Source organism: Acinetobacter harbinensis (assembly GCF_000816495.1).
Taxonomy (GTDB): domain Bacteria; phylum Pseudomonadota; class Gammaproteobacteria; order Pseudomonadales; family Moraxellaceae; genus Acinetobacter; species Acinetobacter harbinensis.
This window is the reverse complement of record NZ_JXBK01000001.1, coordinates 1,891,791-1,914,400: the sequence shown is the minus strand read 5'-3', so window position 1 is coordinate 1,914,400 and position 22,610 is coordinate 1,891,791. Positions and strand designations below refer to the sequence as shown.

The window sequence follows — 22,610 nt, the reverse complement described above, 5'->3', positions numbered from 1 at the left end:
GAAAGCGAAGAAGCTTTTGGCGGTATTCAAGTGATTGTGGCAGGTGACTTTTTTCAGTTGCCGCCAGTGGGTAAAAATGATGAGCGCAATCGTGATAAATTCTGTTTTATGTCGGACGCTTGGGTGGAAGCCAAATTCCGTGTCTGTTATCTAACCGAGCAGCATCGTCAAGGCAATGATTATTTAAATGACATCTTAAATGCCATTCGCAGCCAAAGTATTATGCCTGAGCATCTGCAAGCATTAGCCGAAACGCGGCAGCAAGATATTGGCGAGACCTTTACACGTTTATATACCCACAATATGGATGTCGATGCGATTAACTTTAAGCATCTAAACGCCATTGAAACTGATGGTCGTCAGTTTGATGCGATATTGGATGGCAATGACAAGCTGATTGAAACCTTAAAATCCTCTGTGCGTGCGCCAGAGAATCTCACGTTAAAGCAGCATGCCAAAGTCATGTTTGTTAAAAACAACTTTGATATGGGCTATATCAATGGCAGTTTAGGCGAGGTGATTGGCTTTGAAGAAGACGATGATCACGGCATTTTACCCAAAGTAAAACTCACTGATGGCACCGTGCTGTTGGTTGCGCCAGAAACATGGTCGGTGGATAACGACGCCGGTAAAACGATAGCCAGTTTTCAACAAATTCCACTTCGTTTGGCATGGGCCATCACCATTCATAAATCGCAAGGCATGACTTTAGAGGCCGCTGAAATTAATTTGGCACACACCTTTGAAAAAGGTCAGGGCTATGTGGCCATTTCGCGCTTGAAAGCCTTAAGTGGCTTAAAACTGTTGGGCATTAATGAGCAAGCTTTAGAGTTGGATAGCTTGGCCATTAAAGCCGATCGACGTTTTCAAGAACTGTCCGATGAAGCAGAAACGCATTTTCAGTTGATTGACTTAGCCCCTCAGCATAAAGCCTTTATTCGGCATTGTGGTGGCACGCTCAATGAAACTGAAATTAATCGCAATGAGAAAAAAATTGCCAAAACGGCCACCAAAGCAAATTACGCCGTTGCAACCTTAGATGAAACACGCGCACTGTTTGAACAGGGATATGAAATTCAAGATATTGCAGTAGAGCGCGGTTTAACCCCAGCCACCATTATTAATCATTTGGCCAAATTGCATAAAGAGCAAAGCTTAGATATTTCTGTGGCGCATCCGGGGGATGAAGTGGTAGAGCAGGTTCGCAAAATTTATAAACGCTTAATGAAACGTCAAAGCCCCGAAAATTTTGGTGATGATGGCATGATTAAGCTGCGCCCGATTGTAGAAGCCACCACACCACGAATGGGCTATGATCAAGTGCGTTTGGCACTACTTTTTGTAAAATAAGCCATTTTACGCTCACAAGCTCAGTTAAATTACTGTGAGGTTTTAAGTTTTTTGATCGATCGTTATCAAGTTTGGGCTACACTAAATAAATTTTATTAGATCGTAACGCATGAAGATGAGATTCAGCGCGTGGTACAAGCTTCGCAAATTTATTTATAATAATTTACACAATGACGACTATGAGAGCACGTTTAGTCGTTCAGTGAATGCCTTTTTAATTTTATTGATTATTGGAAATACAGCCGCCGTGCTGTTGGAATCGATCAATAATATTTATTTGTCTTATCAAGGGTGGTTTGATGCCTTTGAAGTGTTTTCGATCCTTGTTTTTAGTATCGAGTATCTACTGCGTTTTTGGGCGATTGCAGATAAAGATCCACTCGAAAGTGCGTGGAAAAACAGATGGCAATGGGTGCGTAGTGGCGGCGCAATCATTGATTTACTCTCAATTTTACCGGCCTATATCAACTTCTTCGTTCATATCGATTTACGTTTCTTACGAATTTTAAGACTATTCCGTCTGCTTAAATTAACCCGCTATTTTGTCTCATTACAGATTTTACTGCGCGTGATTGAGCGTGAAAAAGGCTCATTCCAAGCGGTTATCTTTATTTTAATTATTATGATTATTATGGCGGCAGCAGGCGTGTATGTGGTTGAAAATAAAGCCCAGCCGGAGGTATTTAGTTCAATTCCTGCCTCGATGTGGTGGGCTGCGGTTACCCTCACGACGGTGGGTTATGGTGATGTCACGCCCATTACGCCATTGGGTCGATTCTTAGGTGCCATGATCACAATTTTAGGTGTCGGTTTAGCCGCACTTCCAGCCGGTATTTTAGCCACCGGTTTAGCCAATGAGCTCGAGCTGCGTAAACAAAAACTAGAGTTGAAATTTAGAGAAATGTTGCAAAGTGCTGAAATTGATTTAATTGCAGATGAAGAAAAAATTGACGATTTACGCAAAGAAATTGGTTTAACCGCAGAACAAACCCACGATATTGTGTTGCAGCTATTACGGGAACAAAAAGAGGAAGCACTAGAGCAGGAGAAGAGCAATTATTGTTTCTGTCCGCATTGTGGCAACAAGTTACCCGATTAAAGATTTAACAATGGTTTTATGCGCTAAGTCGTTAAATCCTAAAAAGTTAAAACGATTGTATACACATCCAAATAGTCGCTAAAAAGTGGCTATTTGGGTTTTGAAATGTCCGATCAAGAGAACTTTGGCTACTTCACTGTGTTCTACGCGAACCTATTGGGCTATTTTTACCAGTTCAGTTAAGGTGATTTTGGTTTCTGCCCAGTTTCGTGTTTTTAGATTACCGTTCAGATTAATCTATACAAGCTCGGTAGGAATAGCCTGTAAAGCAGCACCAATCCCGCGGCGCCTCTTATGATGCTTGGTATACGTGGACTGTGAATCTCATAAATATCTGAGCCAATCACATTGGCATAGCAATACATTTAAGCCCAGCTGTTGTTGCTGCCCAATGACATAGGCAATTTCTTTTTGCATTGTGGTTTAATGGTCGATCTTGGCAAAAGCCTCGTTATTTCACTATAAACGAGATGCAAATTTAAGTTCTCACTTGTCACCGATATGTGATGCTTCGCTGAAAATATGACCAGTAATAGCCATCAGGTGTTCTTATAAATAACGTCTTTTCGTTAAAAGCAGCATTAAAGATAACCAAGCATGAAACAAACTAATTAATCTCATGCTAAGATGAGTAATATTCATTCTTGATTTAGATTAAGAAACCTCTTCGCTTTTACTCGAATCTGATCTTTAAGGCAGGATTTTAAATTTTATATTCGAAAAAGGTACTGCTTTGTTGGATTGTCATTGATGCTTGAACTTCGTCATTTAAAAACTTTAACCACTTTACGTGAACATGGCTCATTGGTGGCAGCCGCCAACGACTTGTGTTTAACGCCCTCAGCCATTTCCCATCAACTGAAAGAGTTAGATCATTGGTATGGGGTGGAAGTGGTGAATCGTCGCAGTCGTCCTGTGACTTTTTCTAGTGTCGGTCAGCGTTTATTGAAATTGGCCGATGATGTGTTGCCGCAAGTGCAAATTACTCAAAGTGATATTACCCGTATTGTGCATGGTCAAACGGGACGGATTATTTTCTCTTCAGAATGTCATAGCTGCTTTGATTGGTTGATGCCTTTACTCAATCAATACCGTCATCAATATCCGGATGTCGATCTGGATTTTGCCTCAGGTTTTGAATCTAATCCGCATGAATTACTGCAAAATGCTGAATTTGATTTGCTGATTACAGCCGATCCGATTGCGCTTAAAGGCGTGGAATATTTCCCAATTTTTGAATATGAATCACGCTTGGTGTTATCCAATACCCATCCTTTGGTGCGTGCGGAACGCGTGACGGTACAAGAGTTGGCTGAGGAAACCTTAATTACTTATCCCGTAGATAAGCATCGTTTAGATATTATGTCGAAATTATTTATTCCGGCCAATATTTTACCCAAACACATTCGTACCACAGATTTAACGCAAATGTTGATTCAATTGGTGGCCAGCGGCCGAGGGATTGCAGCGTTACCGGATTGGGTGGTGAGCGAGTATGAGCAAAAAGGTTGGGTCACTTCACGTCGTTTAGATTGCGTCTCAGCGACAGGTTTACGCCGCACGTTATATGCCGGTTATCGAATAGAAGAGAAAGAAAAAAGTTATTTCGAGGGCTTTTTAAAGCAGTTGGCTAAATTCTCACAAAAGCGTAATGCATACTATTCTGTTTAACAAGATCAGTATTCTTAACAAAAAACAGCACCAGAGATGAATATTAAAATTAATGCATCTGTGGTGCTGTTTTTCATGCTCTGTTTAAGTTAGCGTAAAAAATGAGCTGATTTTTGGCTGAATAATTTTTTAAGAATAACCAATAAATAAAGTTAAAATACCTGCGGCAATCAGCGGCCCAACCGGTACACCGCGTAATAGGGCCACGCCCGCAATCGTACCCAGCAGTAAGCCTGCCACCACATCGGGCTGATTGCTCATCAGCTTAACGCCGCGACCACCAAGCCATGCCACCAAAACGCCAATCAAAATAGCAAGCAGCGATTTCCAGCTCATAAATGATTTTAAAATAGCATCACCGGCAATTTTGCCGCTGGCAATTGGGGTAAGTACACCAATGGTCAAAATAATAATGCCGATATTCAGCCCATATTGCTGTAAATAAGGAAAAAATTCACTTAACGGCGTAATGCGAAATACAATCAGCACACCCGCGGCAATGGTCACGGCACTATTATGACTAAAGATGCCGCAAGCCAGTAACACCAACAGAACAATGAGATTTAAATCTAAATTAGACATGCGTTTCAAGAGATGAGATAGCAAGAAATAAGCTCTATTGTATCGACTTTTAAGCTGAGATTACTTTTAAAGGTTCAAGCTTATCAAAATTGCGCACATTTCAGTATAGAATGCAGCTTTTATGCAAGTTGAAAAGGGTGGTCTATGTTGTTGGAAAAGATGTTGCAGTCGCAAGGTTTTGGTTCGCGTAAACATTGCCAACAGCTGATAAAAACCGGTGCAATTGCTATCAATGAGCAAATCATTCGCGATGTAAAACATAAAGTGAAGTTAGATGATTTAACCTTCTCTGTGTACGATGATCATTTTACCTATCGTGAAAAAGTCTATATTGCCTTAAATAAACCCGCAGATTATGAATGCTCCCATCAAGCCACGCATCACTTTAGCGTGTTTGATTTATTTGATACAGCGTTGATGAACCGTGGTTTGCAATGTGTTGGGCGTTTGGATCAAGACACCACCGGACTTTTATTGCTTACCGATGACGGCCAGTTTTTACAAGCTTTAACTCATCCAAAAAAACATGTCGCAAAAGTGTATCGCATGCAAACTGCAGATCCGGTGACTGAGCAACAAATTCAGCAATTGCAGCACGGTGTAGAATTACGGAATGAATCAGGACGTTTCGCTGCCACAGATGTCATAGCGCTTGCTGAGCACAGCTTACAGATGACCATTCATCAAGGCGTTTACCATCAAGTCAAGCGTATGTTGGCTGCGGTTGGAAACAAGGTGGAGCAATTGCATCGTCAGCAGATTGGTGCGCTCGAGCTAGTTGATTTAAAGCAAGGGCAGTGGGTTTATTTGACCGCAGCACAAGTGGAGTTGGCAAAAACGCGCATGACTATTTAAGAAAGCAATGATAGGTCTGGAACTCGTTGTCTTTGACAAAGCCCATCTGCTCATATAATTCATGTGATTGATAATTGTTTTTTTGCGTTTGTAGGCTAATACGTTGTGCATTTTGATGCTGCGCAAACAAAATAGCAGTATCAATCAGTTGTTTTGCTGAACCCTGACGCCGATAGGTTGGGGTGACGTAAACATCATCTAAAATATAGTAAGTTGAACACGCCACCGAAGAAAAGCCCAAGTAGAGTAAAATAAAGCCAGTAAGGACATCATCTTTCACATGAATAAAAATCACACTTTCTTCGTTTTCAAAGCGCTGCTTAAGGAATTGAAAGGAGCGTTGTAGATCTGAAGAGGCACCGTAAAATTGTCGGTACTCATCAAATAAAATAGCCAGAGGTTTTAAATCTTCTACAGTTGCCCGTCGTACTATCATTTAAAACTCCATGCTTTTTATGGTTATTGCATGCAGCATAGCTAAATTTTCACATTGTTTTTTCTAAATTTTGTTTGCAAATGCAACACTGTTAAGTTTTGTCACTTTCACCTAAAATTGCATTTAATTCTTCAAATAAATTTAGATGATCATCATCTAGCGCAAACGCTTGATGTGGACTCAGTGGTTGTTCTATCACGCCATCTAAACTGAGGAGCGGTTTTAATTTGCGAATTTTACTGAGTTGTTCTAAATCAATATTCTGATTTTCAATTGAAAAAGGAATAGATTTGGTTAAAACAACTTGTTTGAAAAACAGTCGAACGGCTTGTGCTGGAGTAATTCCCAATTGTTTAAACACGGCAAAAGCATGCTTCTTTTCTTGGGAGTCCAGTCTGACTTGGTAAACTTCAGTTTTTCTCATAATGTTTTGAGTACATTTAATTACTTAAATTTTCAGCATTTATTCTAATCAAATTCAGCTCAATTTCAATGCTTATCCCCTCTATTGAGCAAAATAATTTGTAATGACAGTTAAATTACAGTGTCAGTTGGAAATTTGATGAAAATGCCATGTTTTGTTGCGTAATCGGATCGATAAATTCAATCTGCTGCGCTAAAAGTTGTAGTGGAGCAGAAAAATCATCTTCGGGTTTATGTTTCACTACAGGGTAAAAAGGATCATTTTGAATGGCAATGCCTAAGCTATTTAGATGAACGCGTAGTTGATGTTGCTTTCCGCTAATCGGTTGCAACTGATATTTAGCCCATTTGCCATTATGTGTGATTAGCTCGATATAGGTTTCGCTGTTTGCCTGACCTTCAACCACTTGCATGGTATAAAAGGGTTCACCTTTTTGCATTCTTAAACGGGTATAACAGGGAAAGGTTAAATTTGCATGAAAAGGTGCAATCGCCTGATAGGTTTTTTTCACGCGATGCTCGGCAAACATTTGTTGATATGCAGCGCGAGTGGTAACTTGTTTTGAAAATAAAACCACACCGGCTGTTTCACGATCTAAACGATGAATAGGGCTTAAAAAAGCATTTCCGGTTTGTTTTTTTAAACGCACCAAGAGCGTTTCTTGCACATACTGTCCTGTGGGACTAATGGTTAAGAAATGCGGTTTATCGACCACCAATAAATGTTCATTTTCAAATAAAATTTCATGCTCAAAGGGAACGGGAGTCTCATGGGCTAAAAAGCGGTAGTAAAACACATGACTATTTTCAATATAAGCGGCATGACGATCTAACAGCTGACCGCAAGCATCATAAATTAAACCCTTTGCAAAGCGTTGTTGCCATTCACTTGATGCAATATGCGAAAATTGCTGACATAGATAATCATACAAACACTCAGGCTTGACCAAAAGCGGAGGAAGGAATACTTTGCTGGCGGTAACCCCATTTAACATGGGCGGAGTAAATTCAGTGCTGATCATATGAACGATAAAAATAGATATAAAGAAAATTAACTCCAAAATGTAGCAAAAGTGACACATTTAGAAGTACGAGCATGGGCAATAAAGCGGTGCGATGCTATCATAATTGTTCTTTGAAATCTTGTCGTGAGCGATATGCAGTATTCATTTAATTTGGCTTTAAACAATGAAGACGATACCCAAAATTTAGCTCAGGTTTTGGCGCAGCATTTTACCCAAGGCGTGATTTATTTGGTGGGGGAATTGGGTGCCGGCAAGACCACTTTTACGCGCTATTTTCTGCAAAGCTTAGGTCATACCGGTGCGGTCAAAAGTCCAACCTATACTTTGGTTGAGCCGTATAGCATTCAAGGTCAAGACATCTTTCATTTTGACTTATACCGTTTAAATGATCCTTATGAGTTGGAGTTAATGGGCATTCGGGATTATCTAGATACGCCCAATGGATTATTTTTGTTTGAATGGCCCTCAAAAGGTGGGGACGAAATTCCGCAGCCTGAATTGATCATTAATATTGAAAAATCTGCGGATGAATTAACGCGCACAGCACACTTAAGCTTCTCCTCCATAGCATTACAACAAGCATTAGAGAGCCAATTGCACCATGCATGATCATACCGAACGTCGTATTCATACATTGCATCCTGCGCTGGCCAATCAGATTGCGGCTGGAGAAGTCATTGAACGACCAGCTTCGGTGGTGAAAGAATTATTAGAGAACTCCATCGATGCAGGTGCAAGTGAGCTGATTATTCGGGTGGAACAAGGTGGCAGCACGCTGATTGAAATTATTGATAATGGACGTGGTGTTCATCCTGATGATTTGGCCTTGGCGGTGACGCGTCATGCCACCAGTAAAATTCAAACTGCGGACGATTTACAGGCCATTGTGAGTTTAGGTTTTCGCGGTGAAGCCTTGGCCTCTATTGCAGCTGTTTCACGGCTCACCTTAAGCAGCAGCCAAAATGAAGAAGGCGTGGGCTATCAGGTTGAAGTCAATGGTACGGCTTTTGAACATCAACATATTCAGCCAGTTGCGACGCAAAAAGGCACCCATATTCGGGTGCAGGATTTGTTTTTCAATATCCCCGCACGACGTAAATTTTTAAAAAAACAAGGTACTGAATTTGGGCATATTGAAGAAATCGTGCGTCGTTTAGCGCTCATTCATTTTGATATTCGCTTTGTGTTAGAACATAACAATACTATTCGTTTAAATTTACCTTTAGCTGACAGTGGTGAGCTACGTTTACAGCGTGTCCAACAATTATTAGGTCGACAATTTACCGAAAATGCCTATTGGATAGATGCTGACAGCATTAATATGCGTTTATCGGGCTGGTTAGGACATCCATCCGATGCGCGTTCACAAGCGGATATGCAATATGTCTATGTCAATGGACGAATTATCCGCGATAAAACCATTTCGCATGCCTTGCGTATGGCCTATGATGGAATTTTGCATGGTCATCAACACGCCGCCTATTTGTTGTTTTTAGAAGTCGATCCAGAAAACATTGACGTCAATGTACATCCGACCAAGCACGAGATTCGCTTTTTAAATCAGCGTGAAGTGCACGAGTTTGTACGTCATTATGCCAAAGCTACTTTATCGCAATTTCAAACCGCGACTGCCGATTTAGCGCAAGCCATGAAAGTAGATGAGGGTGTACCCAGCACTTTAACACCGCAGCCACGTCATCAAGAACAGTTTTCGTTACATCGCCCGACAACAAGTCCCATAACTTCTGAGCACGCCTCTGAACTATTAACCGATTTTAATGCCAGTCGTCCGCAAACGGTCGAATATTCTGCCGCTGGTACACAAAACAGCTATAGCGGCACAGCGGTACTGAATAATGCCTTACAAAGCTATTTAGCGCCGCTACGTCAACCGACAGCAGCGCAGACTGATTCTACCTCAACACAATTCACACACAGTGCCTCTACGCACATTGATGAACATCCTTTAGGAATTGCCATTGCTCAACTACATGGCATTTATATTTTGGCGCAGAATACCGAAGGTTTGATTATTGTCGATATGCATGCCGCACATGAGCGCATTGTGTTGCAGCAAATGAAAACTGCGTGGGATAAACCTGAATTTTGGAGCTCACAGCAATTACTTATTCCCAAAGTCATCAGTATTAATCGTATGCAAGCCATGCGCGTCAGTGACTTACAAGAGCAATTGGCACGTTTGGGGCTAGAGATTGACCAATATGGTGATGAACAAGTCATTGTCCGTGGTGTGCCGGCTATCTTGCATAAAGCAGATTTTGACGCGTTAGTGCCCAAGTTATTAAACGATTTAGATCCAAGCGATGCCGCAGAAGGCTTATTGCAACAGCGCGATCAAATTTTAGCAGGCATGGCCTGTCATGGTGCAGTACGTGCCCATCGTATACTCAGTCTTTCCGAGATGAATGCATTATTGCGTCAGATGGAACAGACCGAATTTGCCAGTCAGTGTAATCATGGACGTCCCACGTGGCGCGCCTTTCCATTGTCACAATTAGATAAACTTTTTGCTCGAGGAGAGTAAGCCTACATGTCAAATCAATTGCCGGTCATCAATTTAATGGGACCAACAGCAAGTGGTAAAACCGCTTTGGCGTGTGAGCTGTATGAGCAAGGTCGTTTTGAGCTGATCTCAGTCGATTCTGCATTGGTTTATCAAGATATGAATATTGGTACTGCAAAACCCACAAGCGAGGAGCAGGCGCGTTATCCGCATCATCTGATTGATATTATTACGCCCCTACAAGTGTATTCTGCTGCGCAGTTTGTTGAAGATGCCAGTCGTTTAATTGATGCGATCCATGCACGCGGTAAAACGCCTATTTTAGTCGGCGGCACCATGCTGTATTTTAAGGCGCTGTTGGAAGGGCTTTCAAGTAATTTACCCAGTGCAGATTCTGCTGTTCGTGCAGATATTGAAGCACAGGCTCAGCAACATGGTTGGGAAGCGGTTTATGCAGAGTTATGTCAAGTCGATCCTTTAGCCGGTGAAAAGTTTAAAGTCAGTGATAAACAACGCATTATGCGTGCTCTAGAGGTTTTTAGGCTGACAGGGCAACCGATTACAAAACTACAAGCAGAACAGCCTAAGAATCAACCATATCGTTACACTTTTAATAATCATGCTTTGCTGCCTGATCGGGTAGAATTACATGGACGCATTGAGTCGCGGCTAGAAAATATGTGGAACATCGGATTTTTAAATGAAGTTAAATTTTTGATTGAAAAGTACGATTTAAGCGATGATTTACCTGCAATGCGTTCAGTTGGTTATCGCCAAGCTTTAGAATTTATACAAAAAAGTGATCAAAGTGGTGAAAATTACCAAGAAATGAGAGATAAGTCATTATTTGCGACACGACAACTTGCTAAACGTCAATATACTTGGTTAAGATCTTTACAAGAGTCACATCATTTTAAAAGCTATATGACGATAACGCAGGCGCAACAAGACTTGCGAAACTGCTACGGATAAAGCAAAATTTAGTAACTATCTCTTTTATAATTTTTAATTGAGAAATAGAGATAGTTTTTGCGCTGATTTTTAAATTTTTTTGGAGTTATAACATGTCTAAAGGTCAAACTTTACAAGATCCGTTCCTAAATTCTCTCCGTAAGGAACGCATTCCTGTTTCTATCTTCCTCGTAAACGGTATTAAACTACAAGGTCATATTGAATCTTTTGATCAATATGTGGTTTTACTTAAAAATACAGTAAGCCAAATGGTTTATAAGCACGCGATCTCTACTGTTGTTCCAGCACGTAATCCACGTCCTGCTGGTGCGCCTACTGGCGCTCAAGGTGCACCGGGCTTTGGTGCGCCTCAACAAGGCACACAAGGTGGCTTTGGTGGTCAAGGTGGCGGTTTTGGCGGTCAAGGCGGTTTCGGTGGCGGTCAAGGCGGTGGTTTTGGTGGTCAAGGCGGTTTTGGCGGTCAAGGCGGCTTTAGCGGCGGTCAAGGCGGTGGTTTTGGTGGTCAAGGCGGTTTTGGCGGTGGTCAACCAGGCGGTTTTGGTGGTCAAGGCGGCTTCGGTGCTCAGTCTAACCCTGGTTTTGAAGGCGAAACTAAATTTGAAGATTCTCAAGAAGACGAAAACAATCGTTAATTGTGGATGATTAAAAACCTCTCCTTGTGAGAGGTTTTTTTACTCTAAATTTCTGTTGTGCTGACGTGTGTAATAACAGGAGTAAAAATCTGGGGTTTAGCTTGTACATTACATATAATTTAAACAATAGCGCTTAAGTATAAAATCAATTTTAATGGCTTTAAAAAAAACCAGTTGGGTTGAGCAACTGGTTTTTAAGTGAAATAGAAATGCTTACTATTTATTTTTTTTACGGTCAAGCGCTGGATCTTTAATTTCAACAAACGCATTACTGCGCAGCTCACGTAACCAACTGTCTAACTCTGCATCAAATTGACGTTCGCCTAAAATCTGACGAGCCATCCGTTCTTGATATTCACGTGTCATATCTTGTTGACGTACATCCGTAACTTGTAGAATATGCCAGCCAAATTGAGTTTGAAAAGGTTTGCTAATTTCACCGACAGGGGTGTTTTTCATTTGCGTTTCAAATTCACCCACCATTACACCGGGACTGACCCAACCTAAGCTCCCCCCATCACGTGCAGAACCAGAGTCATTTGAAAAAGTAGATGCCAATACTGCAAAATCTTCGCCTGCTTTTAAGCGATTATAAATGCTGTCAATTTGTTGTTTGGCATTTTCTGGGCTTACCACTTCTGAGGGCTGAATTAAAATATGACGCGTTGCATATTGAGGAACCAGTGCTTTTTGTTCGGCACCTTTGCGTTCTAAAAGTTTTAAGATGTGAATCCCATCTTTAACTTGAATCAGCTCCGTGGTTTGTCCCACTTGAAGCGCACTTACACGTGCAGCAAGTTCACTTGGAATTTCGGATAAATTACGCAATCCCATGTCTGCACTTTCAACTTTTACGCCGTTGGTGGTAAATTTTTGATCAATTGCAGTCAGGTCATTACTATTTTTTAAGGCGGTTTGCACCTGTTTGGCCACTTTGCTCAGCTCTTTCTCACCAGAGATGCGTGCGTGTAACACATGTACTTGATTGCCTAATGCCGCTTGACCTTGTGGAGTTTTTAAGAAGTTCTCAACGTCTTGATCGCTGATTTTAATCCGTGACATCACCATTTGTTGGCGCAAACGATTAATGGCTAAATCTTCTGCAATTCGATTGCGTAATGATTCATAAGTGCCCGGTGCCATAGCATCGAGTTTTTGTTGAAATGCTTCTAAGCTTTTACTGCCGGATTGCTGCGCTACTTTTGATACAGCTTCATTGAGCTCTTTTTCATTGGGCTTAATGTTATAGCGTTTGACTTGTTCGAGTTGCGCTTGGCGAATGATCAACTGATCAAGTGCTTGTTGTTGCAAATATTGTGCAGGCGGTAGCGGCTTTTTTTGCGCATTAAGTTGCTGTGTGATTTCGGCAATACTTTGCTCTAAATCACTTTTTAAAATGACACTGTTATCTACGACTGCAATCACTTCATCGGTAGATTGTGCAAAGATAGACATTGATGAAGAAAGAGCTAAAGCAAGTGCAGTGGCTTTAAAAAATTGTTTTAACGGTATGATCTTCATTAACGTTGTGTCCAAGATTGATTAATTTTATTGAAACCCAGAATACGATTTTCAAGTAAAGATGAAAGTTTATTATTGAAACCACCTAAACCTTTCAAGCTGATTTCAGCCATAATGGCGCGTTTTGCTTTGACGCCATCCTCTTTCACGTTGTCGAGGTCATTATAATATGAGCGGCCATAGACTGACACGCCCCAGCAACAGGCTTCATAATTGACACCTAATAAATAATCACGCGCCACATTGTTGTCTAAATCATATTGCGCATGGCCCATTATTCGCCAATTATTCGCCACTGGCTGAATAAACGAGGCCACCACTTGGTCATAACGGTCTTGACGATTTGGAATATCTTTACGGTAGAAATAACCAACATTATAAAGATTGCCTTGATCGCCAGTGTAATAAAGCTGCACATCACGTTGTGCATTGTCGCCATTTGACATCCACGCCGAGTTTGCACCCAGAGTGAAGTTTTGTGACAGCTGGCTCGATACACTTAAAATAGGACCAGTTCGATGCTCGGTATCAAACTGATCGCTGGTGTTGTCTAAATTCACGCGACGATCTTCAAAGTAAAAGCTTTGTCCGATGCTGGTTTTTAAGCGCTCTAACCCAATTTCATCAAATAGGCTATAACTTAGACCTAAAGATAGGAAGTTGTTGTCTTCTAGGCGATCATGCCCATAAAAACGGCGTGAACTAAACAGCTGATCATAATTGATCGAGGCAGTTGTCGAGTCAAAGTTTGGATAACCGTTTTGATTCTTGTAAGGCGCATAGGCATAAAAAGCGCGCGGCGTGAGGGTCTGTAAATATTGGCCTTCTTTTTCAAAGGTCAGACCGGCATCCAGTGTAAATTGTGGCACCACGACGGATTGATTTTCACTGGATGAGTTTCGATCTAGATTGGCATTGATGGTGTCTTGATCATAGAAAGTATTTACATTGCGAATCGAGACTTCGGGAATGGCAAAGGCCCAAGGATTGCGATAGTTGTAACGCACGGCAAAGTCATTATAAATACGTGTACCACTGGGTTCATAAGAGGCATCGGGATTTAAATTTGAAACACCAATGTCTTTCTTAAAATAAGCAGTATCGTGATTAAACTCGTACTCTAAACCGAGCGGATTACCAGTTTTATAATTTAATAAGAACTGTGGTAGGCGTGCATAAGGACGATCTTTATCCGGCACAGTTTTATCCAGTGTTTGGAAGCTTTCAACTTTAAGCTGCGCTTTTAAACCGGGAATCCCATTTTTATAGTTCAGCTCCCAAGCGCGACGTAAATTTAAGTCGGTTTTGGAGTTGGGGTTGTTGTTTAAATCAGCAAAATAGTCTTTATCGGATGCGTAGTTATAATCTAAATTAGTGGAAAACTGCTCATTGATTTGCCAGTCATGTAACAGGTGTAAATCTTTACGATCTTGATCGTCATACTTATCATCAGAGGGCAGATAGCCGCCCCACAGCATACCGGAACCAAAATTTTCGGTTAGGTAGCGAAACTCAGCTTCAAGCATTGCACCACGATCCGCAATATAGCGTGGAGTCACGGTTGCATCGTAGTTCGGAGCTAAGTTTAGGTAAACCGGTACAGCAAGCTCAAGTCCACCATCATTGGTAAAGCCAAAACTTGGGGTTAAAATACCGGTCGTGCGGCGGTCATCAATGGGGAAGTTAAAATAAGGTACTGCTAAAACCGGTACATCTTTAACATATAATTTGGTGCCACGCGTTTCACCGCGGCCAGTTTCTTGGTTTAAGGTGATTTGCTTGGCTTGAATTTTCCACGTTGGCTTCTCATCCGGCGGACAAGTGCTGTAGGTGGCATTGTTCATGGTCACGATATTTTCAGAAGTACGCGAAATTTTTTCTGCACGACCATGCGCATGTTGTTCTTCAGCAATATAAAAACTATTGTTTAAATCACCTTGCTGGTTTTTTAAATTGTAATTAATTTGATCGCTTTGTGCCAAAAGACCGGCTTGTGCCATTTGCACACGGCCTTCTGCATTGGCAAAAGTTTGCGTTTGATCAATGGTGATTTTATCTGCACGAATCTGACGACCATCTTGGTCAATCAGTACATTGCCCTCTAAAACCGAGTCACCGTTTGGATCATAATGACCATAATCGGCAGTCACCACCGATGTGGTTTCAGCGGCACTCGCTGCTTTGGTTTCTGGGGCAATCGGCGTAATCCATGCACCCGCACAGTAGGCAGAACTTAAGTACTGACCTTGGCGTTGCTGCGCTTCAGGCGCAGATTTATCGACATAGTATTGTTCAAAGAAATGTTGACCCGGATACGCTTCCTGAATGCTGTCCTTCATTTTTTGATTGTCGACAGACGAAGCTGGAAGTGTGGACTCAGCATAGCTTGAAATCGAGCTGCCACATAAAAGGGTCAATATAGCAGTCGCTAAAGGATTAAATTTAAACTGATGCTTCATTTGTGTCATTAACCAAGTATGCTTAATCGCAATTAATTATTCTCGCATCATAGAGAAAAAGTTGATAAGTGGCTACACTTAGTACTTTAAAAACTCAGCCTGTTTTAGAATTTATCGCAAATGAAAACACAACGTGAACAAATCATACATACATGGATGACATCCGTACTCGATTCAGATCAATTTGAAATTAATTTTTTGCCAGGCGATGCAAGTTTCCGTCGTTATGCACGAATCAAATTGAATAATAAAACATTTATGCTCATGGATGCACCACCAGAAAAAGAAGATTGTGTGCCTTTTGTGACGATTGATCAGTTTTTTGATCGTCATGGGGTTCGTGTGCCGCATATCGTGGCGCAAGATTTACAGCAAGGCTTCTTATTACTCGAAGATTTTGGTGATGTTTTACTGTCTACTTTGTTAAATAATGACACAGTCGATGCCTATTACGCACAAAGTTTTCAGCAATTGATTGCCTTACAAGCAATTGATGGTGCAGCGCATTTTCCTGAATATAGTTATGAAAAATTAATGTCTGAAATGGCTCTGCTGACCGATTGGCTGTTGCCTTCATTAAACATTCAGCCGACCCAAGATCAACAGGCACTGATTAAACGTACTTTTGCGATTTTGGCCAATGCTGCCTTAGCGCAACCGCAAGTCATTGTGCATCGCGATTTTCATAGCCGCAATTTAATGAAAATTGCAGGTGAGACAGAACTGGGTGTCATTGATTTTCAAGATGCAGTCATTGGCGCAGATACTTACGATTTAATTTCCATTACTCGTGATGCTTATGTGCAATGGAATCCTAAGCGTGTGTATGAATGGTTTAAAGTCTTTTATGATTTGTTGCCGGAAGCGGCTAAGCAAGATCGTGACTTTCAACAATTTAAACGTGATGCCGATTTAATGGCCATTCAACGTCACTTGAAAATCTTGGGTATTTTTGTACGCCTCTTTGAACGCGACGGTAAAACGGGTTATTTAAAGGATTTGCCACGCGTGATGTGGTATTTACTTGAAGAAAGTAAAGACTACGTAGAACTGCAACCGTTTATGCAGTTTATTCACGATCAAGTGATGCCAAAGTTTGAGCAAAAATATGGCACATATGAGGTTATTGCCGAATGAAAGCCATGATTCTTGCGGCAGGCATGGGCAACCGTATGCGCCCGCTGACTTTAGAGACGCCTAAGCCATTGTTAGAAGTGGGCGGAAAGCCGCTGATCGTTTGGCATATCGAGAAATTACAAAAAATTGGTGTCACTGAAATTGTGATTAACACTGCTTGGTTGGCTGAAAAACTGGTCAGCGCTTTAGGTGATGGTTCGCAATTTGGGGTTAATATTTTATGGTCGCATGAAGTGGAAGGCTTAGAAACCGCTGGCGGCATGATTAATGCCTTAAGCTTACTTGGAGATGCACCTTTTATTTTGGTGAATGGCGATGTCTGGACCACCATGGATTTTGCCGCGCTGTTAAACGTACAGCTTCAGACAGATTTGGCACATTTGGTTTTGGTGGATAATCCAGCGCAACATCCAGAAGGTGATTTTATCCTAGCCAATGGCCGTGGTTATGTGTTTGAGCAACAACAGCTAGGTGAAGCATTGACCTATAGCGGTGTCGCTGTATTACAACCGAAAATGTTTAAGGGTTTAGTTGCCGGAAAACGTCCACTTGCGCCCTTACTTAAGCAAGCTATGCTGGATCACAAAATTTCTGCGTCAAAGATGCAGGGCGTTTGGGTAGATGTTGGCACTCCAGAAAGATTAAATCTACTGGATCAACAAATTAAGCAAGGTATGTACGCTTAAGTGCATATTCACTAAGCACAGACTACTGTGACTTTATGCATAAATCGGTATACTTCACCTAACTTTTTTCCAGACGTTAATTGTATATGCATACGTTTTTTCAAGAACTCAAGCAGGGTAGTCAAGCTTTGGGTTTAGAGCTGAATGATGAGGCTTTAAATTTACTTCTACAGTACCAAGATGCTTTGGTGCTGTGGAATAAAGCATATAATTTAACTGCTATTCGTGACCCGAAAGAAATGTTGGTCAAGCATTTGCTCGATAGCTTAAGTATTTTAAAAGACTTACCCGCGGGTCGCTTACTGGATATTGGTACCGGTGGCGGTATGCCAGGCATGATCATCGCAATTTGTCAGCCAACCCGTGAATGTGTGTTGCTTGATTCTAACGGTAAAAAAATTCGCTTCTTAAAACAATTCATTGCCGATTTAAAACTAAAAAATGTCATTGCGGTACAAACACGGGTTGAAAATCAAGACAGCATAAATGACTTGGGTCAATTCGATGTGATCACCAGTCGTGCCTTTGCTTCTTTAACCGATTTTGTGGCTGCCTCAACACCCTATATGCATGAGCACAGTGTGATTGCATCCATGCGTGGGCTTGTTCCTGAGCCAGAGATTGCAGCGATTGAGACCGAATTTAGTTGTGACATCATTGCATTAAAAGTTCCAAGACTTGATGAGCAGCGCCATTTACTTTTATTAAAACGTATTTAATTATTTTTGAAGGATTGGGGTGACCATGGCACACATTATTGCGATTGCAAACCAAAAAGGTGGCGTCGGTAAAACCACCACTGCAGTAAATTTGGCAGCATCGTTGGCTGTGTTAAAAAAGCGCGTTTTACTTGTAGATATGGATTCGCAAGGAAATGCCACGATGGGCTCTGGCATCCAAAAAAACGATCTTTTGTATTCAATCACAGATGTCTTGTTGGGTGAAGTGCCGATTGAAACGGCCATCACCACAGCAGAAGTGGGCTATAAAGTTTTAGGCTCTAATCGAGATTTGGCAGGCGTAGAACTGGCCATTGCTGAGCAAGATGGACGTGAGTTTATTTTCCGTGAAGCCTTAAAAGAAATAGAACATTCTTTTGATTATATTATTGTGGATTGTGCGCCCAGCCTTAGCTTAATTACTGTCAATGCCTTGGCGGCAGTAGATGGTGTGCTGATTCCGATGCAATGTGAATATTATGCACTAGAAGGTTTGGCCGATTTAACCCAAACCATTGACCGTATTCAGCAGGCACTTAATCCGGATTTAAAGATTATTGGTGTGTTGCGCACCATGTACGATGCACGTAACGCATTAACCCGTGATGTATCTGCAGAGCTTGAGCAATATTTTGGTCAGAAACTCTATGATACCGTAATTCCACGTAACGTTCGCTTAGCTGAAGCACCGGCACATGGTTTACCGATTATTTATTTTGAAAAGAGTTCAAAAGGTGCAATTGCCTACTTAAATTTGGCCGCTGAAGTACTCAAAAAAAGTAAAGCAAAAAAAGGAATTCAAGCATGACCATAAAAAAACGCGGATTAGCAAAAGGTCGTGGTTTAGATGCCTTGTTGGGTTCAATCCAAAAAGAAAAACTGCAAATGGAAGCCCAAGGATTAGACCATGGGCAATTAAAACGTATTGATGTGAATTTACTGCAACGCGGTGAATATCAACCGCGCCGTTTTATTCATGACCAAGATTTGCAGGAACTTGCGGCGTCGATTGAAAAGCATGGCGTGATGCAGCCGATTGTGATTCGTCCGGTCGATGATGAAAAACGACCGTACGAAATTATTGCCGGTGAGCGACGTTGGCGTGCAGCACAGTTGGCAGGTTTAACTGAAATACCTGCGATTGTGCGTGATTTAAGCGATCAAGTGGCGATTGCTTTGGCTTTAATTGAAAATATTCAACGCCAAGATTTAAATCCAATTGATCAGGCGATGGCATTGCAGCGTTTTCATGAAGAATTTGGTTTAAGTCATCAAGAAATTGCCGATACCGTCGGTAAAGCACGCACCACCATCAGTAATTTATTGCGTTTATTGTCTTTGGCTGAACCAGTAAAAGATTTTATGCTGCAAGGCTTACTCGACATGGGGCATGCACGCGCAATTCTGACCTTGAAAGCCAAAGATCAGCTAAAAGTTGCTGAATATGTGATTGAAAAAAGTTTATCTGTACGTCAAACCGAACAGTGGGTGCGTGACTTAAACACACCTAAACAAGAAAAAACCAAAGCCGACCTTGCACCTGATATCCAGCAATTAACACAGCGCTTAGCGGAACGTTTTAGTGCTGAAGTTAAAATTGACCATAATAAACAGGGCAAAGGTAAGCTGGTTATTCAATACCACTCACTTGATGAGTTAGACGGTATTTTAAATATTTGTTTTGCAGAGTAAGTTTTTGATTTATTTTATTGGGGAAAAGACATGTGGGAATTAGTGAAAGCAGGTGGGTGGCTAATGCTGCCCCTTGTTCTGTGTTCGATTTTTACCGTTGCCATTGCGGTTGAGCGTTTTATTCGCTTAAAACGATCTATGGTTTTGCCACAAGCATTGTTGCTCAGTCCAACACAAGATATTGATAGCGTGGTGCAGCATCTAGAACAAGAGCCAGCTTTAAAAGACAGTACTTTGGGGCGAATTTTTGCTGCAGGTTATGAAAGTAAACAGCACAGTGAACAATTTGTACGCGTACAGATGGAAACCACAGCGTCTCAAGAAATTGGTTATTTAGAAAAAAACATCAACTTTTTAGGCACATTAAGCGCAGTTGCACCTTTATTGGGTCTACTGGGGACGGTATTGGGAATTATTGAATCATTTTTAGTGGTCGATTTAGGTACCAATAGCAGCCCAACTTTAATGATTCCAGGTATTTCTAAAGCATTGATTACCACTGCTGCCGGTATGTTTATTGCCATTCCTGCATTGTTTGCTTCACGCTATTTTCAGCGTTTGGTGCAAGAATATGTGGCTGAATTAGAGCAGCAAGCGACTTTGTTTCATGCCGCACTTTTTTATCAAAATGTTGATCTTGAAAAGCATGATCTTAAAAAAGTGGGTTAAAGCTGAAAATGAAATTCAAACGCACACAAGTTGAAGATATTCATATTAACCTTACCCCAATGATTGACTGCCTGTTGTTTATCTTGGTTTTTTTATTGTTATCGACCACTTTTAATCAGTTTAGTCGGATGAATTTGACCTTACCCGATGCGCAAGGCGTGCCGCCAAAGCAATACGAGCATAAGCTTGAAGTGGTGGTGGATGCGTCAGGGCATTACGCGATTAATGGTCAATCTATTGCCAGTAAAGAAATATCGGATTTAAATACGGCAATTAAACAGATTTCTAATGATCGCCGTGATTTAATGTTTGTGATTGCCGCAGATGCCAAAGCCACCCATCAAGATGTGATTCGGGTGATGGATGTTGCGGGTCAATTAGGATTTGTTAATATTAATATTAGTACCAAAGTTCCATCTAGAGGTTATGAGTGAAGCGAGATCTTAAAGTCTATCTGCGTCTTTTAGGGTATTTAAAACCTTTTTGGGGCATAGCAATATTGGTTTTTATTGGTTTTACAATGAGTGCGGCAACAGAAGTATCAATTGCAAAGCTATTAGAGAAAATCATTAATGCGATTCAGCATAGAGATCAAGGCTTTACTTCTATATTTCCTTTTTTGGTGGTTTTACTGATGTTTTTCCGCGGTGTTGGCTCTTTTATCGGGGGCTATTACACCGCAGTGATTTCACGTAATTTGGTGTTTAATATTCGCCAAGAAGTCTTTGCGAAATTGCTACGATTGCCGTCGCAATATTATTTAGACAATACTAGCGGTCATATTACCGCTAAAATTATGTATAACGTGGAGCAGTTGACCGCCGCGTCATCTGAATCACTCAAGACCATTGTGCAGCAAGGTTTAATTACCCTCGGATTGTTTGGTTATTTGTTATATAACAACTGGCGTCTGACGCTGGTGATTTTGATTTTTGCTCCGCTGATGGGTCTTTTGGTTCGTCAAGCTTCCAAGCGCATGCGTAAGCTGTCTTTGCAAGTGCAAGATACCATGGGTGATGTTAATCACGTGGTACAAGAAACGGTCAATGGAAATTTGATCGTGAAAGGTTTTGGTGGACAAACTTACGAACACGCACGCTTTCGTGAAAATTCACTCGAGAATTTAAAACGCGGTTTAAAAATGGTGGTGGTGCAGCAGCTCAATAGTCCAATTGTGCAATTTATTATGTCGATTGCCATGGGGATTATTATTTGGATTGCGCTGCGACCAGAGATTTTACGTGACACCAATGCCGGTGAGTTTGTGGCTTATATTACCGCTGCCGGCATGCTGAGCAAACCCATTAAAGCCTTGACCGACGTCAATGAAAAATTACAACGCGGCATGGCTGCAGCGCATTCAGTTTTTGAGTTGCTTGATTTACCAGAAGAAAAAAATACAGGTGCTTTAACCGTTGCACTACAAGGCAATATTCAATTTCAAAATGTGAATTTAATTTACCCTGATGGGCAGCAGGCGATCCGCGATTTTAATTTGCATGTGAAAGCCGGTGAAACAGTGGCTTTGGTGGGGCGTTCCGGTGCAGGTAAAACCTCGTTGGTGAATCTGTTGGTGCGTTTTCAGGATGCCACTTCAGGGCATATCTATTTAGATCAGCATGACATTCAAGATTTAGAAATTAATACCTTGCGCACTCAAGTGGCGATGGTAAATCAACAAGTGGTGCTGTTTAACCGCACTGTGCGTGAAAATATCGCCTATGGCCAATTAGAAGGTGCGCCCGAAGCTGACATTATAGCTGCTGCAAAAGCCGCTTATGCGCACGAATTTATTATGGCGTTACCACAAGGCTATGACACGCCTTTAGGTGCACAAGGTTTAAATCTATCTGGTGGGCAACGCCAACGTATTGCCATTGCACGGGCTATTTTAAAAAATGCGCCCATCCTTATTTTGGATGAGGCCACCAGTGCACTGGACAATGAGTCGGAATATTTTATTCAACAAGCATTTGATGCCGCCATGCAAAATCGAACCACGATTGTGATCGCACACCGTTTATCGACCATTGAAAATGCTGACCGTATTGTGGTGATGGATAAAGGCACTATTGTTGAGCAAGGCACACATGCGCAATTGATTGCGCAGCATGGCGCGTATTATCAGTTACATCAGCGTAATTTTGAGGAAAATTGA

At 41.4% G+C, this 22,610-nt stretch carries 22 protein-coding genes; 16 read left to right on the top strand and 6 right to left on the bottom strand.

All coding sequences use genetic code 11. From position 1 onward, the window contains the following. The 3 genes from SE27_RS08960 to SE27_RS08950 all read left to right on the top strand — a co-directional run. Window positions 1–1,350, top strand: a 1,350-nt coding sequence (locus SE27_RS08960) for a helix-turn-helix domain-containing protein (RefSeq protein WP_455549983.1), incomplete at its 5' end; no start/stop codon positions are given. A 115-nt stretch (window positions 1,351–1,465) separates the two neighbouring features. Continuing rightward, on the top strand, window positions 1,466–2,449 hold the full coding sequence (locus SE27_RS08955) for a potassium channel family protein (RefSeq protein WP_039623914.1): 984 nt from the start codon (window positions 1,466–1,468) through the stop codon (window positions 2,447–2,449). A gap of 750 nt (window positions 2,450–3,199) precedes the next feature. Then, window positions 3,200–4,120, top strand: a complete 921-nt coding sequence (locus tag SE27_RS08950; protein ID WP_039622711.1) for a LysR family transcriptional regulator — start codon at window positions 3,200–3,202, stop codon at window positions 4,118–4,120. 129 nt (window positions 4,121–4,249) lie between these two features. Here the strand turns inward: SE27_RS08950 and SE27_RS08945 are convergent, their stop codons facing one another. Beyond that, a complete protein-coding gene (locus SE27_RS08945) occupies window positions 4,250–4,702 on the bottom strand; it encodes a DUF441 domain-containing protein (RefSeq protein ID WP_039622710.1) in 453 nt (150 codons plus the stop codon). Between the two features lie 144 nt (window positions 4,703–4,846). Here SE27_RS08945 and SE27_RS08940 point away from each other — a divergent pair, with 144 nt between their 5' ends. Next, the gene (locus tag SE27_RS08940) at window positions 4,847–5,557 is read left to right on the top strand and encodes a pseudouridine synthase (protein WP_039622709.1); all 711 of its coding nucleotides are present in this window, start codon (window positions 4,847–4,849) and stop codon (window positions 5,555–5,557) included. Here the strand turns inward: SE27_RS08940 and SE27_RS08935 are convergent. The 3 genes from SE27_RS08935 to SE27_RS08925 form a co-directional block, all read right to left on the bottom strand. After that, the gene (locus SE27_RS08935; RefSeq protein WP_039622707.1) at window positions 5,550–5,993 is read right to left on the bottom strand and encodes a GNAT family N-acetyltransferase; all 444 of its coding nucleotides are present in this window, start codon (window positions 5,991–5,993) and stop codon (window positions 5,550–5,552) included. The two genes, SE27_RS08940 and SE27_RS08935, sit on opposite strands and share 8 nt — an antisense overlap. 91 nt (window positions 5,994–6,084) lie before the next feature. Beyond that, on the bottom strand, window positions 6,085–6,417 hold the full coding sequence (locus SE27_RS08930; protein WP_039622706.1) for a type II toxin-antitoxin system RelB/DinJ family antitoxin: 333 nt from the start codon (window positions 6,415–6,417) through the stop codon (window positions 6,085–6,087). Window positions 6,418–6,532: 115 nt separating this feature from the next. After that, on the bottom strand, window positions 6,533–7,438 hold the full coding sequence (locus SE27_RS08925; protein ID WP_039622704.1) for an RluA family pseudouridine synthase: 906 nt from the start codon (window positions 7,436–7,438) through the stop codon (window positions 6,533–6,535). Window positions 7,439–7,573: 135 nt separating this feature from the next. Here SE27_RS08925 and tsaE point away from each other — a divergent pair, with 135 nt between their 5' ends. The 4 genes from tsaE to hfq all read left to right on the top strand — a co-directional run bounded on the left by tsaE (window position 7,574) and on the right by hfq (window position 11,569). Continuing rightward, window positions 7,574–8,050, top strand: a complete 477-nt coding sequence (tsaE, locus tag SE27_RS08920; RefSeq protein WP_039623912.1) for a tRNA (adenosine(37)-N6)-threonylcarbamoyltransferase complex ATPase subunit type 1 TsaE — start codon at window positions 7,574–7,576, stop codon at window positions 8,048–8,050. Beyond that, window positions 8,043–9,986 (top strand): DNA mismatch repair endonuclease MutL, encoded by a 1,944-nt coding sequence (gene mutL, locus SE27_RS08915; protein WP_039622702.1) that lies wholly within the window; start codon window positions 8,043–8,045, stop codon window positions 9,984–9,986. The genes tsaE and mutL overlap by 8 nt, the downstream gene beginning before the upstream one ends. Before the next feature lie 6 nt (window positions 9,987–9,992). Then, on the top strand, window positions 9,993–10,937 hold the full coding sequence (gene miaA / locus SE27_RS08910; protein WP_039622700.1) for a tRNA (adenosine(37)-N6)-dimethylallyltransferase MiaA: 945 nt from the start codon (window positions 9,993–9,995) through the stop codon (window positions 10,935–10,937). Window positions 10,938–11,029: 92 nt separating this feature from the next. Further along, window positions 11,030–11,569, top strand: a complete 540-nt coding sequence (hfq, locus tag SE27_RS08905; RefSeq protein WP_039622699.1) for an RNA chaperone Hfq — start codon at window positions 11,030–11,032, stop codon at window positions 11,567–11,569. A gap of 216 nt (window positions 11,570–11,785) precedes the next feature. Here the strand turns inward: hfq and SE27_RS08900 are convergent, their stop codons facing one another. Beyond that, complete coding sequence (locus tag SE27_RS08900) at window positions 11,786–13,090, bottom strand: peptidylprolyl isomerase (RefSeq protein ID WP_039622698.1); 1,305 nt, start codon at window positions 13,088–13,090, stop codon at window positions 11,786–11,788. Next, complete coding sequence (locus SE27_RS08895; RefSeq protein WP_039623910.1) at window positions 13,090–15,549, bottom strand: LPS-assembly protein LptD; 2,460 nt, start codon at window positions 15,547–15,549, stop codon at window positions 13,090–13,092. The genes SE27_RS08900 and SE27_RS08895 overlap by 1 nt, the downstream gene beginning before the upstream one ends. Before the next feature lie 120 nt (window positions 15,550–15,669). Between SE27_RS08895 and SE27_RS08890 the strand changes: the two genes are divergently transcribed. The 8 genes from SE27_RS08890 to msbA all read left to right on the top strand — a co-directional run bounded on the left by SE27_RS08890 (window position 15,670) and on the right by msbA (window position 22,610). Then, window positions 15,670–16,686 carry an aminoglycoside phosphotransferase family protein gene (locus SE27_RS08890; RefSeq protein ID WP_039622696.1) on the top strand — a complete coding sequence of 339 codons (1,017 nt, stop codon included), beginning with the start codon at window positions 15,670–15,672 and terminating at the stop codon, window positions 16,684–16,686. Then, complete coding sequence (gene murU, locus SE27_RS08885) at window positions 16,683–17,372, top strand: N-acetylmuramate alpha-1-phosphate uridylyltransferase MurU (protein ID WP_039622694.1); 690 nt, start codon at window positions 16,683–16,685, stop codon at window positions 17,370–17,372. Before SE27_RS08890 ends, murU begins: the two co-directional genes overlap by 4 nt. Before the next feature lie 86 nt (window positions 17,373–17,458). Then, complete coding sequence (rsmG, locus tag SE27_RS08880; protein WP_039622693.1) at window positions 17,459–18,091, top strand: 16S rRNA (guanine(527)-N(7))-methyltransferase RsmG; 633 nt, start codon at window positions 17,459–17,461, stop codon at window positions 18,089–18,091. Between the two features lie 25 nt (window positions 18,092–18,116). Continuing rightward, window positions 18,117–18,899, top strand: a complete 783-nt coding sequence (locus SE27_RS08875) for a ParA family protein (protein WP_039622692.1) — start codon at window positions 18,117–18,119, stop codon at window positions 18,897–18,899. Next, entirely contained in the window at window positions 18,896–19,783 is an 888-nt protein-coding gene (locus tag SE27_RS08870; protein ID WP_039622690.1) for a ParB/RepB/Spo0J family partition protein, read from the top strand. The genes SE27_RS08875 and SE27_RS08870 overlap by 4 nt, the downstream gene beginning before the upstream one ends. 30 nt (window positions 19,784–19,813) lie before the next feature. After that, window positions 19,814–20,452 carry a MotA/TolQ/ExbB proton channel family protein gene (locus SE27_RS08865; protein ID WP_039622688.1) on the top strand — a complete coding sequence of 213 codons (639 nt, stop codon included), beginning with the start codon at window positions 19,814–19,816 and terminating at the stop codon, window positions 20,450–20,452. Window positions 20,453–20,460: 8 nt separating this feature from the next. Then, the gene (locus tag SE27_RS08860; protein WP_039622686.1) at window positions 20,461–20,886 is read left to right on the top strand and encodes an ExbD/TolR family protein; all 426 of its coding nucleotides are present in this window, start codon (window positions 20,461–20,463) and stop codon (window positions 20,884–20,886) included. After that, on the top strand, window positions 20,883–22,610 hold the full coding sequence (gene msbA / locus SE27_RS08855) for a lipid A export permease/ATP-binding protein MsbA (RefSeq protein WP_039622684.1): 1,728 nt from the start codon (window positions 20,883–20,885) through the stop codon (window positions 22,608–22,610). The genes SE27_RS08860 and msbA overlap by 4 nt, the downstream gene beginning before the upstream one ends.